Annotated in this window: 17 protein-coding genes and 1 pseudogene; 10 read left to right on the forward strand and 8 right to left on the reverse strand. The window is 70.8% G+C overall.

The genetic code is table 11. The features are described 5' to 3' along the window. Positions 1-5: 5 nt before the first annotated feature. From ACFYMM_RS16815 to ACFYMM_RS16845, 7 genes are all read left to right on the forward strand, one after another. Positions 6-968, forward strand: coding sequence for an ABC transporter substrate-binding protein (locus ACFYMM_RS16815; protein WP_388386995.1), 963 nt, complete (start codon positions 6-8; stop codon positions 966-968). A gap of 232 nt (positions 969-1,200) precedes the next feature. After that, positions 1,201-3,642: an FAD-dependent oxidoreductase gene (locus ACFYMM_RS16820; RefSeq protein ID WP_388386997.1), complete on the forward strand. Its 2,442-nt coding sequence runs from the start codon at positions 1,201-1,203 to the stop codon at positions 3,640-3,642. A gap of 22 nt (positions 3,643-3,664) precedes the next feature. Beyond that, positions 3,665-4,525: a bifunctional methylenetetrahydrofolate dehydrogenase/methenyltetrahydrofolate cyclohydrolase gene (locus ACFYMM_RS16825; protein WP_388386999.1), complete on the forward strand. Its 861-nt coding sequence runs from the start codon at positions 3,665-3,667 to the stop codon at positions 4,523-4,525. After that, positions 4,522-5,805: a serine hydroxymethyltransferase gene (glyA, locus tag ACFYMM_RS16830; protein WP_388387001.1), complete on the forward strand. Its 1,284-nt coding sequence runs from the start codon at positions 4,522-4,524 to the stop codon at positions 5,803-5,805. The genes ACFYMM_RS16825 and glyA overlap by 4 nt, the downstream gene beginning before the upstream one ends. Continuing rightward, a complete protein-coding gene (locus ACFYMM_RS16835) occupies positions 5,802-7,034 on the forward strand; it encodes a sarcosine oxidase subunit beta family protein (RefSeq protein ID WP_388387003.1) in 1,233 nt (410 codons plus the stop codon). The genes glyA and ACFYMM_RS16835 overlap by 4 nt, the downstream gene beginning before the upstream one ends. A gap of 24 nt (positions 7,035-7,058) precedes the next feature. Continuing rightward, positions 7,059-10,235 (forward strand): sarcosine oxidase subunit delta family protein, encoded by a 3,177-nt coding sequence (locus tag ACFYMM_RS16840; protein WP_388387005.1) that lies wholly within the window; start codon positions 7,059-7,061, stop codon positions 10,233-10,235. Then, entirely contained in the window at positions 10,228-10,833 is a 606-nt protein-coding gene (locus ACFYMM_RS16845; protein WP_388387007.1) for a sarcosine oxidase subunit gamma, read from the forward strand. Before ACFYMM_RS16840 ends, ACFYMM_RS16845 begins: the two co-directional genes overlap by 8 nt. A gap of 102 nt (positions 10,834-10,935) precedes the next feature. Here the strand turns inward: ACFYMM_RS16845 and ACFYMM_RS16850 are convergent, their stop codons facing one another. Further along, positions 10,936-11,727, reverse strand: a complete 792-nt coding sequence (locus ACFYMM_RS16850; RefSeq protein WP_388387009.1) for an IclR family transcriptional regulator — start codon at positions 11,725-11,727, stop codon at positions 10,936-10,938. Positions 11,728-11,759: 32 nt separating this feature from the next. Continuing rightward, positions 11,760-12,632, reverse strand: coding sequence for a formyltetrahydrofolate deformylase (purU, locus tag ACFYMM_RS16855; protein ID WP_388387011.1), 873 nt, complete (start codon positions 12,630-12,632; stop codon positions 11,760-11,762). Positions 12,633-12,849: 217 nt separating this feature from the next. On the opposite strand from purU, the gene ACFYMM_RS16860 reads away from it, so the two are divergent. The 3 genes from ACFYMM_RS16860 to ACFYMM_RS16870 all read left to right on the forward strand — a co-directional run bounded on the left by ACFYMM_RS16860 (position 12,850) and on the right by ACFYMM_RS16870 (position 16,768). Then, positions 12,850-13,992 carry an aromatic ring-hydroxylating dioxygenase subunit alpha gene (locus tag ACFYMM_RS16860; protein WP_388387013.1) on the forward strand — a complete coding sequence of 381 codons (1,143 nt, stop codon included), beginning with the start codon at positions 12,850-12,852 and terminating at the stop codon, positions 13,990-13,992. Positions 13,993-14,227: 235 nt separating this feature from the next. Further along, the gene (locus ACFYMM_RS16865) at positions 14,228-15,511 is read left to right on the forward strand and encodes a phosphatase PAP2 family protein (protein ID WP_388387348.1); all 1,284 of its coding nucleotides are present in this window, start codon (positions 14,228-14,230) and stop codon (positions 15,509-15,511) included. A gap of 51 nt (positions 15,512-15,562) precedes the next feature. Next, positions 15,563-16,768 carry a permease gene (locus ACFYMM_RS16870; RefSeq protein WP_388387015.1) on the forward strand — a complete coding sequence of 402 codons (1,206 nt, stop codon included), beginning with the start codon at positions 15,563-15,565 and terminating at the stop codon, positions 16,766-16,768. Positions 16,769-16,781: 13 nt separating this feature from the next. Here ACFYMM_RS16870 and ACFYMM_RS16875 read toward each other — a convergent pair whose 3' ends face one another. The 6 genes and pseudogenes from ACFYMM_RS16875 to ligA all read right to left on the reverse strand — a co-directional run bounded on the left by ACFYMM_RS16875 (position 16,782) and on the right by ligA (position 23,100). Beyond that, positions 16,782-17,819, reverse strand: coding sequence for a chitinase (locus ACFYMM_RS16875; RefSeq protein WP_388387017.1), 1,038 nt, complete (start codon positions 17,817-17,819; stop codon positions 16,782-16,784). A 220-nt stretch (positions 17,820-18,039) separates the two neighbouring features. Then, positions 18,040-19,146: an XdhC family protein gene (locus ACFYMM_RS16880; RefSeq protein ID WP_388387019.1), complete on the reverse strand. Its 1,107-nt coding sequence runs from the start codon at positions 19,144-19,146 to the stop codon at positions 18,040-18,042. A 146-nt stretch (positions 19,147-19,292) separates the two neighbouring features. After that, complete coding sequence (locus ACFYMM_RS16885; protein ID WP_388387021.1) at positions 19,293-19,790, reverse strand: GNAT family N-acetyltransferase; 498 nt, start codon at positions 19,788-19,790, stop codon at positions 19,293-19,295. 135 nt (positions 19,791-19,925) lie between these two features. Continuing rightward, a pseudogene (locus ACFYMM_RS16890) lies at positions 19,926-20,631 on the reverse strand (type 1 glutamine amidotransferase domain-containing protein). 25 nt (positions 20,632-20,656) lie between these two features. Beyond that, on the reverse strand, positions 20,657-20,842 hold the full coding sequence (locus ACFYMM_RS16895; RefSeq protein ID WP_388387023.1) for a nuclear transport factor 2 family protein: 186 nt from the start codon (positions 20,840-20,842) through the stop codon (positions 20,657-20,659). Between the two features lie 161 nt (positions 20,843-21,003). Continuing rightward, positions 21,004-23,100, reverse strand: a complete 2,097-nt coding sequence (gene ligA, locus ACFYMM_RS16900) for an NAD-dependent DNA ligase LigA (RefSeq protein ID WP_388387025.1) — start codon at positions 23,098-23,100, stop codon at positions 21,004-21,006. Position 23,101: the final 1 nt, after the last annotated feature.

Below are 23,101 nucleotides of genomic sequence, written 5' to 3' on the forward strand. Positions count from 1 at the left end.
ACACCATGGCAAGACACTGGCGGGCCGGAGCGGCCGGCATGGCGGTTCTCGGCCTCACCCTCACGGCCTGCGGTGGCGCGAAGGTCGGCGACAACAGCGCCGGGAGTCCGGGCAGCTCGGGCAAGTGCGGCACCTTCAACCTGGCCGTCAACCCCTGGGTGGGCTACGAGGCGGACGCGGCGGTCGTCGCGTACGTCGCGCAGCACGACCTCGGCTGTACGGTCACCAAGAAGGACCTCAAGGAGGAGATCGCCTGGCAGGGCTTCGGCACGGGCGAGGTCGACGCCGTCCTGGAGAACTGGGGCCACGACGACCTGAAGAAGAAGTACATCACCGGGCAGAAGACCGCCGTCGAGGCCGGCCAGACCGGCAACAAGGGCATCATCGGCTGGTTCGTGCCGCCGTGGCTGGCGAAGGCGCACCCGGACATCACCGACTGGAAGAACCTCGACAAGTACGCGTCCAAGTTCCAGACCTCGGAGTCGGGCGGAAAGGGCCAGCTCCTCGACGGCGACCCGTCGTACGTCACCAACGACGCGGCGCTGGTGAAGAACCTGAAACTGGACTTCAAGGTGGTGTACGCGGGCAGCGAGACCGCGCTCATCCAGGCGTACCGCAACGCCGAGAAGAACAAGCAATGGGTGATCGGCTACTTCTACGAGCCGCAGTGGTTCCTGTCCGAGGTGCCACTCGTCAAGGTCAACCTCCCGGCGTACAAGACGGGCTGCGACGCCGATGCGGCGAAGGTCGCCTGCGACTATCCCGTGTACGACCTGGACAAGATCGTCAGCGCCAAGTTCGCCCAGTCGGGCAGCCCGGCCTATCACCTGGTGAAGAACTTCAACTGGACGAACGACGACCAGAACGCCGTGGCCAAGTCCATCGCGGTGGACAAGCTGTCGCCCGACGCGGCGGCGAAGAAGTGGGTCGAGGCCAACCGCGGCAAGGTCGACGCCTGGATCAAGTAGGGCGCGCCGGCGCCCCGGAAACCCGCCGGAAGGGCCCGGCAGGCTGCGCTGTCAGCCTGCCGGGCCCCGTCGCGTTCCGGGGTGGTTTTCCGACGTCACGGACCCCTTGACACGTATCCCCCCGACGGGCACATTGAGTTGCGCAACCTGAACCATGTTGCGCGACTAGCAACTGGGAACCAGCAACTGGTGACTGGGCAACTGGAACGCTTTCCAAGTCGGAGGTGCGGCGATGGCGGGACCCCGGGTGGTCATCATCGGAGCGGGCGTCGTGGGGGCGGCGCTCGCCGACGAGATCTCCGCGCGAGGCTGGACCGAAGTGACCGTGGTCGACCAGGGCCCCCTGCCCGCCACCGGCGGATCGTCGTCGCACGCCCCGGGCCTGGTCTTCCAGACGAACTCCTCCAAGACCATGACCGAGCTGGCCCGCTACACGGTCGAGAAGTTCTGCTCCCTCGACGTCGACGGCCGACCCTGCTTCCTTCAGGTCGGCGGCCTCGAGGTGGCGACCACCGCGGAGCGCGTCGCCGAACTCCGGCGCCGCCAGGGCTGGCTCACCTCCTGGGGCATCGAGAGCCGGCTGCTGAGCCCCGAGGAGTGCGTCGAACAGCACCCCCTGGTCAACCCCGACAGGGTCCTCGGCGGTCTCCTGGTCCCGACGGACGGGATCGCCAAGGCCGTCCTCGCCGTCGAGGCGCAGATCCGCCGGGCCACCGAACGCGGTGTCCGCTTCCTCGCTCGCCACGAGGTCCTGGACGTGACGCAGACCGACGGCGAGGTCACCGGCGTCCGCACCGACCAGGGCGAGATCCCCGCCGACATCGTCGTGTGCTGCGCCGGCATCTGGGGCCCGAAGATCGCCCGCATGGTCGGCATGAACCTGCCGCTCACCCCGCTCGCCCACCAACTGGCCTGGACCGGCCCGGTACCGGCGCTGGCGGGCCAGACGCGGGAGGCGGTGCGCCCGATCCTGCGCCACCAGGACGCCGACCTCTACTACCGCGACCGCTTCGACGGTCTGGGCATCGGCTCCTACGGCCACCGCCCGATGCCGGTCTCCGCCGACGACATCCTGTCCGTCGACGACGCCGACGACGCGATGCCGTCCGTCCTGAAGTTCACCGAGGAGGACTTCGCGGACGCGTGGACCGAGACCCGGTCACTGCTCCCCGCGACCCGGGAGGCCAAGGTCGAGGAGGGCATCAACGGCCTGTTCTCCTTCACCACCGACGGCCTCCCCCTCCTCGGCGAGTCCCCGGACGTCAAGGGGTTCTGGGTCGCCGAGGCCGTGTGGGTCACCCACTCCGCCGGTGTGGGACGGGCCGTCGCAGAATGGCTGGTCGACGGTCACTGCTCGTCCTTCGACCTGCACGAGTGCGACGTCAACCGCTTCGAACCGCACCAGCTGTCCCCGGAGTACGTGCTGGCCCGCGACTGCCAGAACTTCGTCGAGGTCTACGACATCCTGCACCCCCTCCAGCCGGCCGGGCACCCGCGCCCGATCCGCACGAGCCCCTTCCACACCCGCCAGCAGGAGCTGGGCGCCTTCTTCCTGGAGGCCAACGGCTGGGAGCGCCCCCAGTGGTACGAGGCCAACGCGGGCCTGGTCGAAGGCCGTTCCCTCGTCACCCCGAACGACTGGGCCGCCCGGTACTGGTCGCCCATCGTCGGCGCCGAGGCCCAGGCCACCCGCGAGACCGTCGCGATGTACGACATGACGGCCCTCAAACGGCTGGAGGTCAGCGGGCACGGCGCCGCGCGGTTCCTGGAGCGGCTGTGCACCGGCAAGGTCGCCAAGTCCGTCGGCTCGGTGACGTACACCCTGCTCCTCGACCACGACGGCGGCATCCGCAGTGACATCACCGTCGCCCGGCTCGCTCCCGACCTCTTCCAGGTCGGCGCCAACTCCAACCTGGACCTCGACTGGTTCAGCCGGCACCTGCCCGCCGACGGCACCGTCCAGGTCCGGGACATCACCCCCGGCACCTGCTGCATCGGACTGTGGGGGCCACTGGCCCGCGACGTCCTGCAACCGCTCACCGACGCCGACTTCTCGGCGGCCGGCCTGAAGTACTTCCGCGCCCGCCGGGCCCACATCGGCTCCGTCCCCGTGACGGCCATGCGCCTGTCGTACGTCGGCGAACTCGGCTGGGAGCTGTACACCACCGCCGACCTGGGCCAGAAACTGTGGGACACCCTCTGGCAGGCCGCCAGGCCGCTCGGTGGCATCGCGGCCGGCCGGGGCGCCTTCAACAGCCTGCGCCTGGAGAAGGGCTACCGCTCCTTCGGCACCGACATGACCTACGAACACGACCCCTACGAGGCCGGTGTCGGCTTCGCCGTCAAGCCCGACAAGGACGATTTCATCGGCAGGGCCGCGCTGGAACGCCGCAGGGCCGACGTACGGCGGAAACTGACCTGCCTGACGATCGACGATCCCCGGTCGGTCGTCATGGGCAAGGAGCCGGTGTACGACGGTGAACGCCCCGTCGGATACGTGACCAGCGCCGCCTACGGCTACACGATCGGCAAGGGCATCGCCTACGCCTGGCTCCCCACCGAGCTGACCGCCCCCGGCACCACCGTCCGCATCGGCTACTTCGACCAGCGCATCGAGGCGGTCGTCGCCGAGGAGCCGCTGTTCGACCCGACGATGTCCCGTCTGCGTGGCTAGCCGCCAAGAAGGAGCACCACCGGTGACCGCACAACTCCTCGACGGCAAGGCGACCGCCGCCGACATCCGCCGCGACCTCGCCGAACGCGTGGCCAAGCTGGCCGCCACGACCGGCCGCCCGCCGGGCCTGGGCACCGTCCTGGTCGGCGACGACCCGGGCAGTCACGCCTACGTCGCCGGCAAGCACCGTGACTGCGCGCAGGTCGGCATCGCCTCCCTGCGCCGCGAACTGCCGGCCGACGCCGGCCGACAGCAGGTCGAGGACGTCATCGACGAACTCAACGCCGACCCGGCCTGCACCGGCTACATCGTCCAGCTCCCGCTCCCGCCACACCTCGACGCCGGCGCCGTACTGGAACGGATGGACCCGGCCAAGGACGCCGACGGGCTGCACCCCGCCAACCTCGGCCGGCTCGTCCTCGGCGTCGAGGCGCCGTTGCCCTGCACCCCTCGCGGGATCCTCGAACTGCTGCGCCGTCACGAGGTGCCGATCGCCGGAGCACGGGTGTGCGTGATCGGACGCGGCATCACCGTGGGCCGGCCCATCGGTCTCCTCCTCACCCGCCGCTCCGAGAACGCCACCGTCACCCTCTGCCACACCGGGACCAGGGGCCTGGCCTGGCACGTACGCGAGGCGGACATCGTCATCGCGGCGGCCGGCTCGCCCGGCCTGATCACCAAGGACCTGCTGCGCCCCGGCGCGGCGGTCCTGGACGTCGGCATCACCCGCACGGCCCACGGGCTGGCCGGCGATGTGCACCCGGAGGCCGCCGAGGTCGCCGGATGGCTCGCGCCGATGCCCGGGGGAGTGGGCCCCATGACCCGGGCCATGCTGCTCGCCAATGTCGTCGAGGCCGCCGAGAGGAACGCGAACACCCTATGAACGCGCTGAACACCCCCCTGGCGGAACTGGACCCCGAGGTCCACGCCGCCCTCCGGGCCGAACTGCGCCGTCAGCAGTCCACCCTCGAAATGATCGCCTCCGAGAACTTCGCGCCCACCGCCGTGATGGAGGCGCAGGGCTCGGTCGCCACCAACAAGTACGCCGAGGGCTACCCCGGCCGCCGCTACTACGGCGGCTGCGAACACGTCGACGTCACCGAGCGGTTGGCCATCGAGCGGATCAAGTCGCTCTTCGGAGCGGGGTTCGCCAACGTCCAGCCGCACTCCGGTGCCCAGGCCAACACCGCGGTCTTCTTCGCGCTGCTCCAGCCCGGCGACACCGTTCTCGGTCTCGACCTCGCGCACGGCGGGCACCTCACCCACGGCATGCGCATCAACTACAGCGGCAAGATGCTCAACGTCGTGCCGTACCACGTGGCCGAGACGGACAACCTGGTCGACATGGACGAGGTCGAGCGCCTCGCCAAGGAACACCGCCCCAAGATGATCATCGCGGGCTGGTCGGCGTACCCCAGGCAGCTGGACTTCGCCGCCTTCCGCCGGATCGCCGACGAGGTGGGCGCCCTGCTGATGGTCGACATGGCGCACTTCGCCGGACTGGTCGCCGCCGGACTTCACCCCAACCCCGTCCCGCACGCCCACGTGGTGACCACCACCACCCACAAGACGCTCGGCGGCCCGCGCGGCGGGGTCATTCTCACCAACGAGGCCGACCTCGCCAAGAAGATCAACTCAGCGGTGTTCCCGGGCATGCAGGGCGGCCCGCTGGAGCACGTCATCGCCGCGAAGGCGGTGTCCTTCAAGGTCGCCGCGTCACCGGAGTTCGCCGAGCGCCAGACCCGTACCCTGGCCGGCGCCCGCATCCTCGCCGAACGCCTCATCCGGCCGGACGCGTCGGCGGCCGGGGTGAAGGTGCTGACCGGCGGCACGGACGTCCACCTGGTCCTGGTCGACCTCCGCGACTCCGCACTCGACGGCAGAGGGGCCGAGGACCTGCTCCACGACATCGGCATCACCGTCAACCGGAACGCCGTCCCCTTCGACCCGCGCCCGCCCATGGTCACCTCGGGCCTGCGCATCGGCACCCCGGCACTGGCCACCAGGGGCTTCACCGAGGAGGACTTCGCCGAGGTCGCCGACGTGATCGCGCTGGCGCTCCAGCCGGAACCGGACGTCGCCGCCCTGCGCGCCCGCACCGAGGCACTGGCCGCCCGGCACCCGCTCTACCCGCACCTGTCCGAGGACGGAGACGCCCGATGAGCCCCCGCACCCCCGGCGCCGAACTCCCCGAACACCCCGACCGGCTGTGGCGCACGCCCGACCCCAGGCGCTCGTACGACGTGATCGTCGTCGGCGGCGGCGGACACGGTCTGGCCACCGCCCACTACCTGGCGAGGAACCACGGCATCACCAACGTCGCCGTCCTGGAGAAGGGCTGGCTGGCGGGCGGCAACATGGCCCGCAACACCACGATCATCCGCTCCAACTACCTGTGGGACGAGAGCGCCGGCATCTACGAGCACGCGCTCAAGCTGTGGGAGGGACTGGCGGAGGAACTCGACTACCCGATCCTCTTCTCCCAGCGCGGTGTCCTCAACCTGGCCCACAGCCTCCAGGACGTCCGCGACAGCGTGCGCCGGGTGGAGGCCAACCGCCTGAACGGCGTGGACGCCGAGTGGCTCGACGAGCGGCAGGTCCACGAGGTCTGCCCGATCGTCAACACCTCCCCGGACGTGCGCTATCCGGTCCTCGGCGCCACCTACCAGCCGCGAGCCGGCATCGCCAAGCACGATCACGTCGCATGGGGCCTGGCCCGCTCGGCCGACGCGGCCGGGATCGACATCATCCAGAACTGCGAGGTCACCGGCCTCGACATCGTCGGCGGCCGGGTGGTCGGGGTGCGGACCACCCGGGGCCCGATCGCGGCGGGCAAGGTCGCGCTGTGCTCGGCCGGCCACACCTCGGTCCTCGCCGCCATGGCGGGCATCGAACTCCCCCTGCAGAGCCACCCGTTGCAGGCGCTGGTCTCCGAACTCCTGGAGCCGGTGCACCCGACGGTCGTCATGTCCAACGCCGTCCACGTGTACGTCAGCCAGGCCCACAAGGGCGAGCTGGTGATGGGCGCGGGCATCGACTCGTACAACTCCTACACCCAGCGCGGTGCCTTCCACATCATCGAAGAGCAGATGGCGGCGGCCCTGGAACTCTTCCCGGTCTTCGCCCGTGCCCATGTGCTGCGCACCTGGGGCGGCATCGTCGACGTCAGCCCCGACGCCTCCCCGATCATCGGCCTCACCCCGGTCGACAACCTCTATCTCAACTGCGGCTGGGGCACGGGCGGCTTCAAGGCGACCCCGGGAGTCGGCTGGGTCTACGCCCACACCATCGCCCACGACACACCCCACCCCCTCAACGCCCCCTTCTCGCTCGACCGTTTCACCACCGGCGCGCTCGTCGACGAGCACGGCGCTGCCGCGGTGGCCCACTAGGGATCCTCAAGGGAGCCGAACGACATGCTGCTCATCCCCTGCCCGTGGTGCGGGCCCCGCGACGAGGCCGAGTTCCACTACGGCGGCCAGGCACACGTGCCGTACCCGGAGGACCCGGCATCCCTCACCGACGAGGAGTGGGCCAAGTACCTCTTCTTCCGCGACAACCCGAGGGGCCCGTTCGCCGAGAGGTGGAGCCACTCGGCGGGCTGCCGCCGGTGGTTCAACGCGGTGCGGGACACGTCGACGAACGAGATCCTGGCTGTCTACCGGGCGGGGGAGCAACGGCCGGAGACGGTCGAGCCACGCCCCCTGACTTCCCAGTCACGTCCGGTTCCCTCCCAGCCGGGTCCGGCTGTTCCAGCCGGTCTCGGGGCAGAGCCCCCAGCACCCGCCCGCACCCGCACCCGCACCCGCGCCCAAAAGCGGACCCTCACCTTCACCTTCGACGGCACCGAATACCAGGGCGTCGAGGGCGACACCCTCGCCTCCGCCCTCCTCGCCAACGGCGTCATCGCGGCGGCGACCAGCATCAGACTCGGCCGCCCCCGAGGCATCTTCTCCGCCGGCGTCGAGGAACCCAACGCCGTCGTCCAGATCGAGGAACCCTTCCCCGAGCCGATGCTCCCCGCCACGACCGTCGAGCTGTACGACGGCCTCGTGGCGGCCGGTCTCCCCGGCCAGGGCCGCCTCGCCGCCACCCCGGACCCGGCCCGCTACGACGCCGTACACACCCATTGCGACCTCCTGATCGTCGGCGCGGGCCCGGCCGGCCTCGCGGCCGCCGTGGCCGCCGCACGCACCGGCGCCCGTGTCGTCCTGGCCGACGACCGGCCCGAACCCGGTGGCAGTCTCCTCGGCACCGGCGAACTCCCCGACTGGGTCGCCGAAACGACCGCACACCTCGACGCCGCCCCCCAACTTCGCGTCCTGCGCCGCACCACCGTCTTCGGCTACTACGACGACAACCACCTCCTGGCCGTCGAACGCCGCACCAACCACCTCGGCGCCGACGCCCCCGAGAACGTCTCCCGCGAACGAGTCCACCGCATCCGCGCCCGCCGGGTCGTCCTCGCCACCGGCGCCCACGAACGCTCCCTCGCCTTCGCCGACAACGACCGGCCCGGCGTGATGCTGGCCGCCTCGGCCCGCACCTACGTCAACCGCCACGGCGTCCTGCCCGGCCGGCACGCGGTGGTGTTCACCACCAACGACAGCGCCTACGCGGCGGCGCTGGACCTGCACCGGGCCGGTGCCGAGGTCACGGCCATCGTGGACACCCGACCCGAGCCGGGGGAGTGGGCTGAGCGTGCCCGCGCGGCCGGCATCGAGGTGCTGCCCGGGCACGCGGTCACCGCCACCGAGGGCGAGGCGCGGCTGACCGCGGTGACCGTCGCCCCGTACGGAGAGAGCGTGGGCCGGCGGGAGTTCGCCGCCGATCTCCTTCTCGTCTCCGGCGGCTGGAACCCGGTGGCGCACCTGTTCAGCCAGGCGGGCGGCCGGCTCCGCCACGACCAGGCACTGGGCACCTTCGTCCCCGACTCCTGCCGTCAGGCCGTCGAGGTCGCGGGCAGCGCGAACGGCGTCTTCGATCTGGCCGCCGCTCTCGCGCAGGGCGCGGCTGCCGGTGCCCGCGCGGTCGAGGCCGAGGGCTACCCGCCCGAGACCGTGCACCTCCCCCCGGTGCCCGCGGAGCCCCGCCCGACGCCGCCCATGCACGTCTTCACCGTCCCCGGCCGCGAAGGCGCCCCCCGGTTCGTCGACCTGCAACGCGACGTCACCGTCGACGACCTGGCCCGTGCGACCGGCGCCGGAATGCGCTCGGTCGAGCACACCAAGCGCTACACCACGGCCGGCACGGCCAACGACCAGGGCAAGACCTCCGGACTCCTGGCCGGCGGGGTGGTCGCCGAACTGCTCGGCGTGGACGTCTCCGCGCTCGGCACGACCACGTTCCGTCCCCCGTACACCCCGGTCTCCTTCGCCACGCTCGCCGGCCGCGACCGCGGCGCGCTGCACGACCCGATCCGTACGACGGCCCTGCACGAGTGGCACGTCGCGCACGGAGCCCGCTTCGAGAACGTCGGCCAGTGGAAGCGCCCCTGGTACTACCCGCAGGACGGCGAGGACATGGAGACCGCCGTGCTGCGCGAGTGCGCCGCGGCCCGCGAGGGCGTCGCCTTCATGGACGCCTCCACCCTCGGCAAGATCGACATACAGGGCCCGGACGCCGCCGTCTTCCTCGACCGCCTCTACACCAACCTGATGAGCACCCTGAAGGTCGGCATGATCCGCTACGGCGTCATGTGCCGCCCGGACGGCATGGTCTTCGACGACGGCACCGTCATCCGCCTCGCCCGGGACCGCTTCCTGGCCACCACCACGACGGGCAACGCGGCCGCCGTACTGGACTGGATGGAGGAGTGGCTGCAGACGGAGTGGCCGGACCTGAGGGTGCACTGCACGTCAGTGACCGAGCAGTGGGCGACCGTCGCCCTGGTCGGCCCGCGCTCCCGCGCGCTCCTCGGCACCCTCGCGCCCCGACTGGCCTTGGGCAACGAGGACTTCCCGTTCATGGCCTGGCGCGAGACGACCGTCGCCGGCATCGAGGCGCGGGTGTGCCGGATCAGCTTCTCCGGCGAACTGGCCTACGAGATCAACGTCTCCCCCTGGCAGGCCCTGGCCCTGTGGGAGGCGCTGTACGAAGCCGGTGCCCCGTACGGCATCACCGCGTACGGCACCGAGACGATGCATGTGCTGCGCGCGGAGAAGGGCTATCCGATCGTCGGCCAGGACACCGACGGCACGGTCACCCCGCAGGACCTCGGCATGAGCTGGGTGGTGTCGAAGAAGAAGCCGGACTTCCTCGGCAAGCGTTCCTACGCCCGCGCCGACACCGTCCGCCCCGACCGCAAGCACCTGGTCGGCCTGCTCCCCGACGATCCGGGCACCTTCCTCCCCGAAGGCACGCACCTGGTCGCCGACAGCGTGCTGCCCGCGCCGCCCGTGCCGATGCTCGGCCATGTCACCTCCAGCTACCGCAGCGCGGCACTCGGCCGGACCTTCGCGCTCGCCCTGGTCAAGGGCGGCCGGGAGCGCATCGGCGAGCGGCTCTACGCCCCCGTGGGCGACCGGCTGGTCCCGGTGACCGTCGCCAGTCCCGTCCTCTACGACCCCGAGGGAGCCCGCCGCGATGGCTGACACCGCCCCTACCGCCCCGCCCCGCAGCCCTCTGGCGCATGCCGCCGACCGCCTGGCCGCCGCCACACGTTCCTCCGGCGGCGCGGTCCGGCTGGCCGAACTGCCCTTCCTGACCCAGGTCGGGGTGCGCCTGGACCCCAAGGGAGCGGCGGCGGACGCCGTCGGGCTGGAGCTGGGCCTCCCACTGCCCGTGGAACCCAACACGGTCGTGCGCTCGGGTCAGTTGACCGTGCTGTGGCTCGGCCCCGACGAGTGGCTCGTGGTCGGTCCGCCGGGTGGCCGGCGGGAGCTGGAGAGCCGGATCCGTGCGGCTTGCGGTGACGAGCCGGTGTCCGTGGTCGACGTCTCCGCTCAGCGCACCACGCTCCTCGTCTCGGGCGCCCGAGCCCGTGACCTGCTGGCCCACGGCTGCGCGCTGGACCTGCACCCGCGCTCCTTCGGACCCGGCAGCTGCGCCCAGACGCCCCTCGGCCGCACCCAGGTCGTACTGGTCGCCCGTGACGAACCACGGGCCGGTTTCTGGGTACTGGTGCGTGCCTCGTTCGCCGGCTATCTGACCGACTGGCTGCTGGACGCGGCCACGGAGTGGCTGGCCTGAGGCCTGGCATGCCGCGCGGGCGGCGGCCGGCGATCCGCAGACCGGACCGCCGCCCGCCGCCCGCCCGGCCGGTCCCGCCGTCTCAGCGCGCCTCAGCTCGTTTCAGCCCACATGTCCGAGCCGGCGGCTCAGCTCGTCCGCTCCCTCGATCAGCACCGGCGCCAGCTCGTGCATCCGCTCCTCGGTGAGACGGAAGGCGGGACCCGAGGCGGTGAGCGCGGCGACGGTGTCCCCCTCGCGGGAACGCACGGGAGCGGCCATGGCGTTGAGCCCCTCCTCGTATTCCTCCACCGTGATGGCGTAGCCCCGCTCCCGGGCCTGTGCCAGTTCCGCTTCCAGCTTCCGCCTGGACGTCAGCGTGTGCGCCGTCATGCGCGCGAGACCGGCCGCCGCGATCAGCTCGTCCCGGCGTTCGTCCTCGAGGTGGGCGAGCAGGATCTTTCCGCTCGACGTGCAGTGCAGCGGCGTCAGCCGCCCGACCCAGTTCTGCGCGGTGATGGCGGACGGGCCGCGCACCTGGTCGAGGTTGATCACGTGGTGTGACTCCAGCACCGCGATGTTCAGCGTCTCGCCCAGTTCGTCGGCGAGACGCTCGCAGATTCCCCGCCCGTGCTTCGTGACCTCGATGCGCCCGGTGACCGCACCGGCCAGTCGCACCATGCCGAAGCCGAGGCGGTACTTGCCGCGCTCGCCCTCCTGCTCGACCATCCCGTGCGCCTCCAACGCGCCGAGCAGGCGAAAGGCGGTGGACTTGTGCACGTCGATGGCCTCGGCCACTTCGCTTACGCCTGCCTCGCCGCGCTGGGCCAGGATCTCCAGTACGGTGACAGCCCGGTCGACGGACTGCACCCCGCCGCCGGCGTTGCCCGCGGACTCGGTGCCGAAGCTGCTCATGGCGGAACCATATGTGAACGGGTCGACACAGGTCAGCGGAAGACGACCGTGCGATTGCCGTTGATCATGACGCGGTTCTGGCTGTGCCACTCCACGGCCCGGGCGAGGACCTGCGCCTCGACGTCTCGTCCGAGAGTGACCAGGCTGTCGGGGCTCTGCGCGTGGTTCACCCGGATGACGTCCTGCTCGATGATGGGGCCCTCGTCGAGGTCCGGGGTGACGTAGTGCGCGGTGGCTCCGACGAGCTTGACGCCGCGCTCGTGCGCCTGGACGTAGGGCCGTGCGCCCTTGAAGCTCGGCAGGAACGAGTGGTGGATGTTGATCGCCCGGCCTTCGAGCTGCTTGCACAGATCGTTCGACAGGATCTGCATGTAGCGGGCGAGGACCACGAGGTCGACGTCCAGCTCGTCGACGAGCCTGAGCAGCCGGGCCTCCGCGTCGGCCTTCGTCTCCGCCGTCACGGGCACGTGGTGGAACGGGATCCCGTAGCTCTCGGCGAGCGGTTCGAAGTCCCGGTGGTTGGAGACGATCGCCGGTACCTCGATGTTCAGCGCTCCGGTGCGCTGCCTGAAGAGCAGGTCGTTCAGGCAGTGGCCGAACTTCGACACCATGATCAGCGCGCGGGTGGGGGTCGACGCGCTGTGCAGCTGCCAGGAGATCCGGTACGCCTCAGCGACCGGGGCGAAGCCGGACCGCAGGGTCTCCAGTGACGTGCCCGGATCCGAGACGTCGAAGTGCACCCGCATGAAGAAGCGGTCCTGCGGACGGTCGTCGAACTGCTGGCTCTCCTGGATGTTCCCGGAGTGCCGGACGAGGAATCCGGTGACGGCGTGGACGATTCCGGAGCGGTCGGGGCACGACAGGGTGAGGACGAAGTCGCGGTCGGGTCGCGGGCGAAGAGACACTGGGTCCTCCCGGGGGTCCGCCATACGCGATTCGTATGACGCAACAGCGTGACTGATACGCAACATGGTCCTGGCTGTGACGCCTTGCGGTCAAGGGTCCGCCCTCCTCTTGACAGGGGTCGGGGCGGGCCGCACTGTGTGTTGCGTAACTCGATGTGTGTTGCACATGAGGAAACTTCAGGAGTTCCTGCCCGAGACGCTTCCCGCGAGGTGAACCATGACCACGACCGGCCTGCCGGAGAGCCTGATCGCGACCCTCCCCGGAGACCACTACACGGATCCGGAGATCTTCCGCCTGGAGCAGGAGCACATCTTCGAGTCCATGTGGTGCTGCGTGGCCCGCTCCTCGGAGCTGGCGAGGCCGGGTGCGTTCAGGACCGTGGACGTGGGCCGCGAGAGCGTCCTGGTGACCCGGGCGCGGGACAACTCCGTGCGCGCGTTCTTCAATGTGTGCCGCCACCGGGGCGCCAAGCTGTGCACGGAGGAGTCCGGCGAGGTGAAGCGGGCGTTCCAGTGCCCGTACCACGCCTGGACGTACGGCCTCGACGGCAAGCTCGTCGCGGCCCCGAACCTCACCAGGATGCCCGACGTGGGCCGGACGGAGTACGGCCTGGCGAGCGTGCCGGTGCGCGAGTGGCTCGGCTATGTGTGGGTGTGCCTGGCCGAGGACCCGCCCCCGTTCGAACAGTCGGTGATAGCGGATGTGGTGGAGCGGCTCGGGGACGTCGAGTCCATCGACCGGTACGACATCGGGAGCCTGGAGGTCGGCAGGCGGATCGTCTACGACGTGCGGGCCAACTGGAAGCTGATCATCGAGAACTTCATGGAGTGCTACCACTGCGCCACGATCCACCCGGAACTCACCGAGGTGCTCCCGGAGTTCGCCGACGGCTACGCGGCGCAGTACTACGTGGGGCACGGCGCCGAATTCGGCGCGGACGTCAAGGGGTTCACCGTCGACGGCTCGGAGGGGCTGGACCGCATCCCGACCGTCTCCGAGGACCAGGACCGCCGGTACTACGCCGTGACGGTGCGGCCGCAGGTGTTCATCAACCTGGTCCCCGACCACGTGATCTTCCACCGGATGTACCCGGTGGCGGTGGACCGGACCGTCGTGGAGTGCGACTGGCTGTACCTGAAGGGCGTGGTGGAGAGCGGCGAGGACGTCAGCCGGTCGGTCGAGCTGTTCGACCGGGTCAACCGGCAGGACTTCGACGCCTGCGAGCGCTGTCAGCCGGCGATGGGTTCACGCCTGTACGCGAAGGGCGGCGTCCTGGTGCCCAGCGAACACCACATCGGCGAGTTCCACGACTGGATCCTGGCCCGCCTCGGCACCGGTCGGCCCACAGCCTGGTCCTGACGACCTCGTAGCAGTAGCGGTCGGGCACGTGGGGTCCGAGCACCCGGACACCCTCACCACTCGCCGCGGCCTCGCCCACTGGCGGCGCTCCGATAGCATGCTCGGACCTACGACGAGCGACCAACTGACTGAACAAAATGAAAAATCGGCCAAACAATTGAGATCTATGGTATCGCGGGTGCTTTCGCGAATAAACGGAAGAATCGCTTTCGCCGAATGGCGCCAACCGCGGCTGATGCTGCGGGCCGCGGCGGGTGTGGTGGCCCTGGCATTCTTGGTCACACTCGAGATTGTCGCGCGGTGCTACGACCTTCCGGCGCCGGTCACCAATCAGGTGCGAGAGGTGATATTTCCGCCGAAGTCGGGTTTTCTGTTGTATGCCGGTATGGCGTTGATGATGGTGGTGCTCACCTGGCGGCAACGGTTCATCGCGCTCGGAGCCGCGATAGGCATCGACGTCGTCTTCTTCCTGGTGCGGTGGGCCGCCGGCATAAAGGTGACCGACGGCCACCCTTTCGGGAACGGCGCGTTGTGGGTGATCCTGGGCTGGGCGGTCATCGCTGTCACCCGCCGCACCGGCCAGGAGCGGGTCCTGCTCCTGAAGGGCGTCGGGCTGGGACTGCTGCTGGTGACCGGCCGCAAGACCGGCGATGCCTGGCTGTCCATCACCTCGGAGGCCCGCCCGACGGTTCTCGACCAGTACGTGGCAACCGCGGACCACGCGCTGGGCAACCCGTCCTGGCTGGTGGGCCGGATCGTCAGGGCCACCGGCCCGATCGGCACCCATGTCCTCGACTACGTCTACATCCAGCTCGCGGTGGCCGCGGTCGTGGTCGCCATGTACCAGCTGCGCCATGTGGTGGTCGAGCGCCGCTTCCCGCGCCATCACCTGGTGCGTACCTTCCTGGTGATCGGCCTCCTCGGACCCGCCGTCTACATGGTCTTCCCGGTGGTCGGGCCGGCCTTCGCCTACGGTGCCGACGGCGGCCACTGGGCGGCGGCCAACCTGTGGCCGGACATCCCGCCGCCGATCCACACCCCGCACGAGATGCCGTTCGACGAGATCACCCCGCGCAACTGCATGCCCAGCCTGCACACGGCGTGGGCCACCACGATCTTCATCCATTCCCGTAAGGGCCCACGTGTTCTGCGGTTCGCGGGCGCCTTCTGGCTGGTTGCCACTCTCGCCGCGACGCTGGGATTCGGTTACCACTACGGCGTGGACCTCGTGGCCGGTGTGGTCTTCGCGCTCACGATCGAGGGGGCGATGCGCTCGATCGAACGCGGCTGGGACCGGTCGGGAATCCAGCTGGTCGTCCACGGCGCGACGGTCTTCGCCGCGCTCCTGGTGTCCTATCGCTGTCTGCCGGTGGAGATGGCCGGACATCCGTGGGTGTTCGGACCGCTCCTCCTTCTGGCGATGACCTCGGTGATCCACGGCTACACCCGGACCACCAGGCTCTGGGAGCCGAAGGCCGCACCAGTACTGCGACCGGAACCGCAACCCGAACCGGCCTGAGTCCCGCCGACGGACAGTCGTACGCCGCACCAGGGAGGGAAGGTTCCCTCCATGCATGCCGTACTGCACGCGTTGTCGATCACCGGTTCCATGACCTGGGAGATCACCTGGGCCCTCGTCCTGGGGTTCGCCCTGTCCGCCGTCGTCCAGGCCGTGGCCCGCAGATCCACCGTCGTCTCCCTGCTCGGCGACGACAGGCCCCGCACCCTCGCCGTCTCCGCCGGCCTCGGTGTGGCGTCCTCCTCGTGCTCGTACGCGGCGGTGGCGCTGGCCCGCTCGCTGGTCCGCAAGGGCGCGAACTTCACCGCCGCGATGGCCTTCGAGATCGCCTCCACCAACCTCGTCGTGGAACTCGGCGTCATCCTCGCACTGCTGATGGGCTGGCAGTTCACGGCCGCCGAATTCGTGGGCGGCCCCATCATGATCGTCCTGCTCGCGGTCCTGTTCCGGCTGTTCCTGCGCGACGACCTCCTGTGCCAGGCCCGCCGGCAGGCGGAACGCGGGCTCGCCGGATCGATGGAGGGCCACGCCGCGATGGACATGTCCGTATCGCGCGAAGGCTCCTTCATCCGGCGCCTGCTCTCCCGCGAGGGCTTCACCGCCACGAGCCATGTGTTCGTCATGGAATGGGCGGCGATCCTGCGTGACCTGATCGTCGGACTGCTCATCGCCGGCGCCGTCGCGGCCTGGGTCCCGGACTCCTTCTGGCGCACCTTGTTCTTCGACGGGCACCCGCTCGCCGCGAAGTTGTGGGGCCCCCTCGTGGGACCCCTGGTGGCGATCGCCTCGTTCGTGTGCTCGATCGGCAACGTGCCGCTGGCGGTCGTGCTGTGGAAAGGAGGGATCAGCTTCGGCGGCGTGATCGCGTTCATCTTCGCCGACCTGCTGATCCTGCCGATCCTCAACATCTACCGGAAGTACTACGGAGCCAAGACGGCCGCCTTCCTCCTCGGCACGTTCTACCTGGCGATGGTCGTCGCCGGTTACGTCGTGGAGTTCACCTTCGGCGGCCTCGGCCTGATCCCCGACCAGGCCGAGGCGAAGGTACCCATGGAGGGCATCAGCTGGAACTACACCACCTGGCTCAACATCGCCTTCCTCGTCCTCGCCGCGGTGCTCCTGACACGGTTCTGGCGGACCGGCGGGCCGAGCATGCTCCGCATGATGGGCGGCTCACCCGGCCCCGGCCACGATCACGCCGACCACACGCGGCACGGGCACCACGCGGGGGACGGTCCTGCCGGACCGCATCAGTGAGCCCGACGAGGCCTCAGCTGACGCCGGCGCCGTGGGTGAACGGCTCGAAGGCGTGGCTGAACCGCCAGGTGTCCTGGGCGATCCCGGAGCAGGAGTTGGCGCCGGCGGTGCCCACGCAGCCGCCGTTGTCGCGCTGGAGCGCCCAGAAGGAGAGCGTGTTGATGCCCTTGGCGACGGCCCAGGCCTCCACCGTCACGGCGTCCTGCGGGGTGAAGGTCTCCTCGGGGCCGTAGTCGTCGATGCCGGGCATCTCGGTGACCCCGATCATGTGCCACAGCCTCGCCGGGCCCTTCTTCGGATAGAGGGACGCCAGCTGGTCGTGCAGACCGGCGGCGGCCGTCTCGGTGTCGGCCGCCATGTCGTGGGTGGCTCCGTCCCAGTAGTCGAACGTCATGATGTTGACGACGTCCACGCGCGCGCCGTTGTCGACGGCGTTGCGCAGCAGGGCCACGCCACTGGGCGCGAGACCGGTGGCGGTCGTCGGCAGGGTGTACGAGAACTGCACGTGGTGGCCGCCGCGTTCGGCCCAGCGCTGGACCTTGGCGATGGCCTTGTCACGGCGGTCGATGCCGGCGGCGTTGTTGAGGGAGTCGGCCTCGACGTCGAGGTCGATCCGGGTGACTCCGTAGGTCGTGACGAGGGATTCGTACACCTTGGCGATGGCGTCGACGCTGGTGCAGCTGTCGGCCAGTTCGGTGCCGGTGGTGTCGGCGCCGTAGCCGCCGAAGGACGGGATGACGTTGCCGCCGCGGGCCTGGATCGCCGCGATGTCGGCGCCGAAGGTCGCCTTGTCGATCGGCTGGGTGGAGTCACCGTTCCAGTCGGCGGTGCACGAGCCCGCCGCGGGCGTCTGCAGGAAGGCCATCGTGAGGTACTTGTTGCCCGACTCGGCGGCGAGCGCGGCGGGGCTTTCGCCGGTCCACGCCTCGAAGTAGGGCGCCGCGAGGTGCGCGGGCAGCGGCTTTCCGGCCGCTGCGGGTGCCGCCTGTGCGGCGAGCGCGCCGCTGCCGCCGAGGGCGACCGCCCCGGCCGACAGGGCGGTGACGGTCATGCAGGACAGCAGGGCGCGAAGGGGCCCAGGTCGTCTCATTGACGCTCCCATGGTGAAAAGAGCAGGCGGGGACAGCGGAAGGACAGGACCGCAGACGCACGCCGCATGGGTGGGCGTCGGCGAACCCCCCTTGACCGGGGGAGAACGACGACCATAGTTGGACTAGACCAATATTCTGTCAAGGTTCTTTACAGTTAACTGACCGAGCGGTCCCTCGCGCTCAGCGGGCGGCGGGCGGGTGGATGGCGCCGCTGGTCGCGGACAGCGGCGCGCCGGTGCCGCCCCAGCGCAGCGCCACGATCTCGGCGGCCACGGACACCGCGACCTCCTCAGGGGTGCGGGCCCCGAGGTCCAGCCCCAGCGGTGAGCGCAGGCGCGCCAGTTCGGCCTCGGTGAGACCGGATTCAGTCAGCCGTCGCAGCCGGTCGTCGTGGGTACGGCGGCTGCCCATCGCCCCGATGTAGGCGGCCGGGAGGCGCAGCGCCTCCTCGAGCAGCGGCACGTCGAACTTCGGGTCGTGGGTGAGGACGCAGATCACCGTGCGCTCGTCGGTGTCCGTGCCGCCGAGATAGCGGTGCGGCCAGTCGACGACGACCTCCACGTCCGGCGGGAAGCGCTTGGGCGTGGCGAAGACCGGACGGGCGTCGCAGACGGTGACCCGGTAGCCGAGGAAGGCACCGACGCGGGCCACCGCGGCCGCGTAGTCGATCGCGCCGAAGACCAGCATGCGCGGCGGTGGCGCGTAGGACTGCAGGAACACCGTGACCGCGTCCTCGCGCCGCTCCCCGTGCGGCCCGTAGTGCCTGAGCACCGAGGCGCCGAGGGCGAGTTCGCCGCGTGCGTCGGCGGTGACGGCGACGTCCAGTCCCTCCGTGCCGAGTGTGCCGGACACGGCCCTGGGCCACACGGCGAGCGTGGCCCCGCGCGGGGCGGGCCCGTCGACCACCGTGGCCACGGTCACCGGCGCACCCTCGGCGACCGACGCGGCGACCGCGCCGAACGCGGGGTCGGAGCCGGGCGTCACGGGCCGCACCAGCAGGGTGATCTCGCCGCCGCAGGTCAGCCCCACCGCGAAGGCGTCCTCGTCGCTGTATCCGAAGGTCTCCAGCCGCGCCTCGCCGCTCGCCACGGCCTCCTGCGCGAGTTCGAACACCGCGCCCTCCACGCACCCCCCGGACACACTGCCGACGACCTCGTCGTCGGGCCCGACCGCCATGGCGGCACCGGGCCCGCGCGGTGCGCTGCGGCTGACCGCGACGACCGTGGCCAGACCGAACGGGATCCCGGCCGCGTACCAGCGTTCGAGCGCCGGCAGGATCTCACGCACGCTCCGCTCCTTTCCCCGGTGTCGCACCGAGCACCGCCTCGTGGAAAGCCGCCCCGTGCACCACCGCCGCCGGCCGCCCCAGCGCGGCTACGCCGGTACATCATCGGTCACGGGTTCCCCGGGCCGGGGGCATCGCCCCGGGCGTGTCACGAGGCGGGCGGCAGGGCGAGCCAGTCCTGCCAGGAGATGTCGCGGCCCAGACAGCGGGGCCGCCGGAAGGGCCAGGCGGCGGCGAGCCACCGCGGAACCAGCGCGTCGAGCGCGCGCTCCGCCTCGCCGCCGACGAGATCGTCCACCACCCACCAGGAGACGTCGGCGTCGGAGCCGGTCCGCTCGGGCGGGTCGATGTAGACGCAGCCGAGGACCGCCGTCTCCCGTTCGTCCAGCAGCGCGTAGTTGAACGACTGGTGCGCGGCTATCTCCCTCTCGTGCCGCAGCAGGTCGAGGCGGTCCTCTTCGTAGGTCATCGTCTCGTCGGGCCAGCCCCAGGCCGGTCCGAAGATCTCCCACAGGCGCTCCCGGGAGCCCATCACGGCGGGGTAGTCGATCGCGGCGTCCGCCTCCCGGATCGGCCGCAGGTGAAGCGTGGTGCCGGGTACGGGCACATGGACGGGGTGGACGAAGTCGTCGGGCAGCCAAGTCATGAGGCTGGAGGCTACAACCGGCCGGTGCGGGTGATCACACCGCGGGAAGGCCCGCACCGCCCCGGGGTGTGCGGTGCGGGCCCAGGCGGAGTGACCGGGCGTCAGGCCGGCGTCGGGTCACCGGATGCCGCCCGCTCAGGCCTGTGATGCCAGGGTCTTGAGCACTTCATGGGCCAGGGGGACCGCCGAGGCGGGGTTCTGGCCGGTGACGAGGGTGCGGTCGACCCCGGTGTGCGGGGCGAACGGCTCACCGTGGCGGTAGTCCACGCCCAGGTCGGAGACGAGACGGTCCTGCAGCAGCCACTTCGCGCGGTCCGCCGGCCCGTTCTGCATCCTCGGCGTTGCTCAGGCCGGTCAGGCGGTAGCCGGAGAACGGGGACTTGCCGTCGTCCCCGACCGTGACCGGCAGGGCGGCGGGCCCGTGGCAGACCAGGGAGACGGTCCTGCCCGCGGCCAGCATGCCGGTCAGCAGCTTTCCGGTGGCCGCGTTGTCCGGCAGGTCCTCCATCGGGCCCCAGCCGCCCGGCACGAACACCGCGTCGTAGTCGTCGGCCCGCACGTCCTCCACGCGCAGCGGCCGTGCCGGCTCGGTCGCCTCCCGCAGTGCGGTCTTCATCCGCTCGGCGCCTTCGGGGCCGCCGTTGAAGTCCGGGGTCAGGCTGAGCGCGTCGGCGGTCGGCGGTACGCCGCCCGGGGTGGCCGCGACGACCTCGTGACCGGCCTCCTTGAAGACCGCGTACGGGCCGAGGGCTTCCTCCGCCCAGGACCCGGCGGGCTGCCGGTAGCCGTCCGCCAGGGTCCAGTGCGTGGCGGCGGTGACGACGAAGAGGATCTTTGCCATGGGTTTCTCCCTGGAGTGAGCGCGGTCAGCCGATCAGGGCCTGCTGGACGACATGGCTGTCGGCTGCCTGGACCAGATGGGTGAGCTTGCCGTCGCCGACCGTCCACAGGTGGATGAACCGCGCGTCCGACTCCTGACCTGACTTGGACACGGCGTGGTAGTGGCCGCGGACGAACACGTGCCGGCCGGCGTCGTAGAACTCCTCGGCCACCCCGCCGAAGGAGGTGAAGTGGGGCGCGGGCGCGAGCCGTCCGAAGGGTGGCGTACGGGGCCGGCTGGTCCTGACGTTCTGATCCGCGACGGGACTTCTCCGCTTTTCACCTCAAGTCCTGACCGCCGGAACCCGCCGGGGTACGCGCCTCGCCGAGCGGGTCAGTCGAGGTGATCGGCGACGAGGGCGGCGAACTCGTCGGGGTCCACGAGACGGATGCCCAGGGTCTCGGCCTTGGCGCGCTTGGATCCGGCTCCTCCTCCGGCCACGACCAGCGTGGTCTTCTTGGAGACGCTGGAGGACGAGCGGCCGCCGGCGCGTTCGATCAGCTCGTTCATCTGGTTGCGGCTGAGGGACTCGAGCGGGCCGGTCATCGCGCCGGTGACCACGACCGTCATTCCCGCGAGCGGGCCGCCCTGCGCCTGCGCGTCGGCGGACCGCGTGCCGTCCTCGGCGCCGTCGGCCGCCGGGGGAGTGGGAGGGGTCGCGCCCGGTTCGGTCATGTTCACCCCGGCGGCGACGAGTTTGTCGACGAGCGGGGCGAGGTCGGCCAGTTCCGCGACGATCGACGGGGCCTTCTCGGTGCCGATGCCCTCGACCTGCCGCATCGCCTCGGTGTCGGCGGCGCGGATGGCGTCCATGGTGGCGAAGTGCCGGGCGATGCGTCGGGACATGGACCGGCCGGTGCCACGGACGCCGAGCGCGCACAGCACCCGCGACAGCGGCTGGTTCTTGGCCTTGGCGATCGCGGCGAGGAGGTTGTCGGTACTGGTCTCGCCCATGCGTTCCAGGCGAAGGAGCTGGTCGCGGGTGAGGGCGAACAGGTCGGCGAGGTCGCTGACCAGGTCGGCTTCGACCAGTTGGACGACGCGGGTGTGACCGAGGCCTTCGATGTCGAGCTGGTCGCGGCCGGCGGCGTAGGCCAGAGCGGCGACCAGGTGACAGTTGCGGCCGTTCTCGCAGCGCCAGCGCTGTTCGCCGGTGTCGATCCCGGCGCCGCAGCGTGGGCACGACTCGGGGAAGGCGATGGGCTGTTCGTCACCGGTGCGCAGATGGGCGACGGGGGCCTCGACGCGGGGGATGACGTCACCGGCCCGGTGGACCATGACATGGTCGCCCAGGCGCAGGTCGCGGCGGGTGATGTCGGCCGGGTTGTGGAGGGTGGCGTAGGTGATGGTGGAGCCGTCTATCTCGACGGGTTCCAGAACGGCGCGCGGGGCGATGATGCCGGTGCGGCCGACGTTCCACTCGACCGCGAGCAGCCGGGTGATCTTCTCCACGGCGGGCAGCTTGTAGGCGATCGCCCAGCGCGGGGCCCGCGACCCGGAACCGGCGGCCTGCTGGTCGGCGGCCAGGTCCGCCTTGACGACGATCCCGTCGATCCCGAACGGCAGCTCCGCCCGGACGGCGGCGATCTCCCGCACCCGGGCCAGGACCTCCTCGGCGGTGCCGACGGTGGTGCCGGGCACGGCGGTGGTCGCGGTGGTGTTCACCCCGAACGCGGCGGCCAGCGCCATCAGGTCGCCGTGCGCGAGCAGGCCCAGCCGGTCCGCCAAGGCCGTGTCGGTGTCCGGAAGGGGCAGCAGGCCGTACCCGAAGAAGGTCATCGGGACGGTGTAGGCCCTCTCCTTGGCGCGCAGGGTGCCCGCCGCCGCGTTGCGCGGGTTGGCGAACGGCTGCCCGCCGTGCGTGGTACGGACCTCGTTGGCGTGCTCGAACTGGGCGGTGGTCATCAGGACTTCGCCGCGCACCTCCACGGTGACCGGCTCGGCCAGTTCCTCCGGCAGGCCCTCGATGGTGCCGATCGCGTGCGAGACGTCCTCCCCGGCCGTCCCGTCCCCGCGAGTGACCAGCTGTCTCAGGCGGCCGCCGGTGTAGCGGGCGGCGATCGCGAGGCCGTCCAGTTTCGGCTCGACGCTGAAACGCGTGACCTCGTGGTCGATCCTCCGGGCCAGCGAGGCGGTCCAGGCGACGAACTCCTCGGGCGAGAAGACGTTGTCGAGGCTCAGCATCGCCACCGTGTGCGGAACGTCCCCCTCCACGGCGCCGCCGGCGACCTTCCCCGTCGGCGAGTCGGGCAGCACCTGGTCGGAATGGGCCGCCTCCCACGCCGCGATGCCGCGCACCAGCCGGTCGTAGGTCTCGTCGTCCAAGTCCGAGGTGCCGCCCGTGTAGTAGGCGGCCGAAGCCTTTACGGCGTCCTCGACCGCCTGTGCGTAGGCGGCGGCATCCACGATCACTGCTGCAGGTGTGGTCATA

Origin of the sequence: Streptomyces sp. NPDC006739 (assembly GCF_042869815.1) — a bacterium.
Classification (GTDB): domain Bacteria; phylum Actinomycetota; class Actinomycetes; order Streptomycetales; family Streptomycetaceae; genus Streptomyces.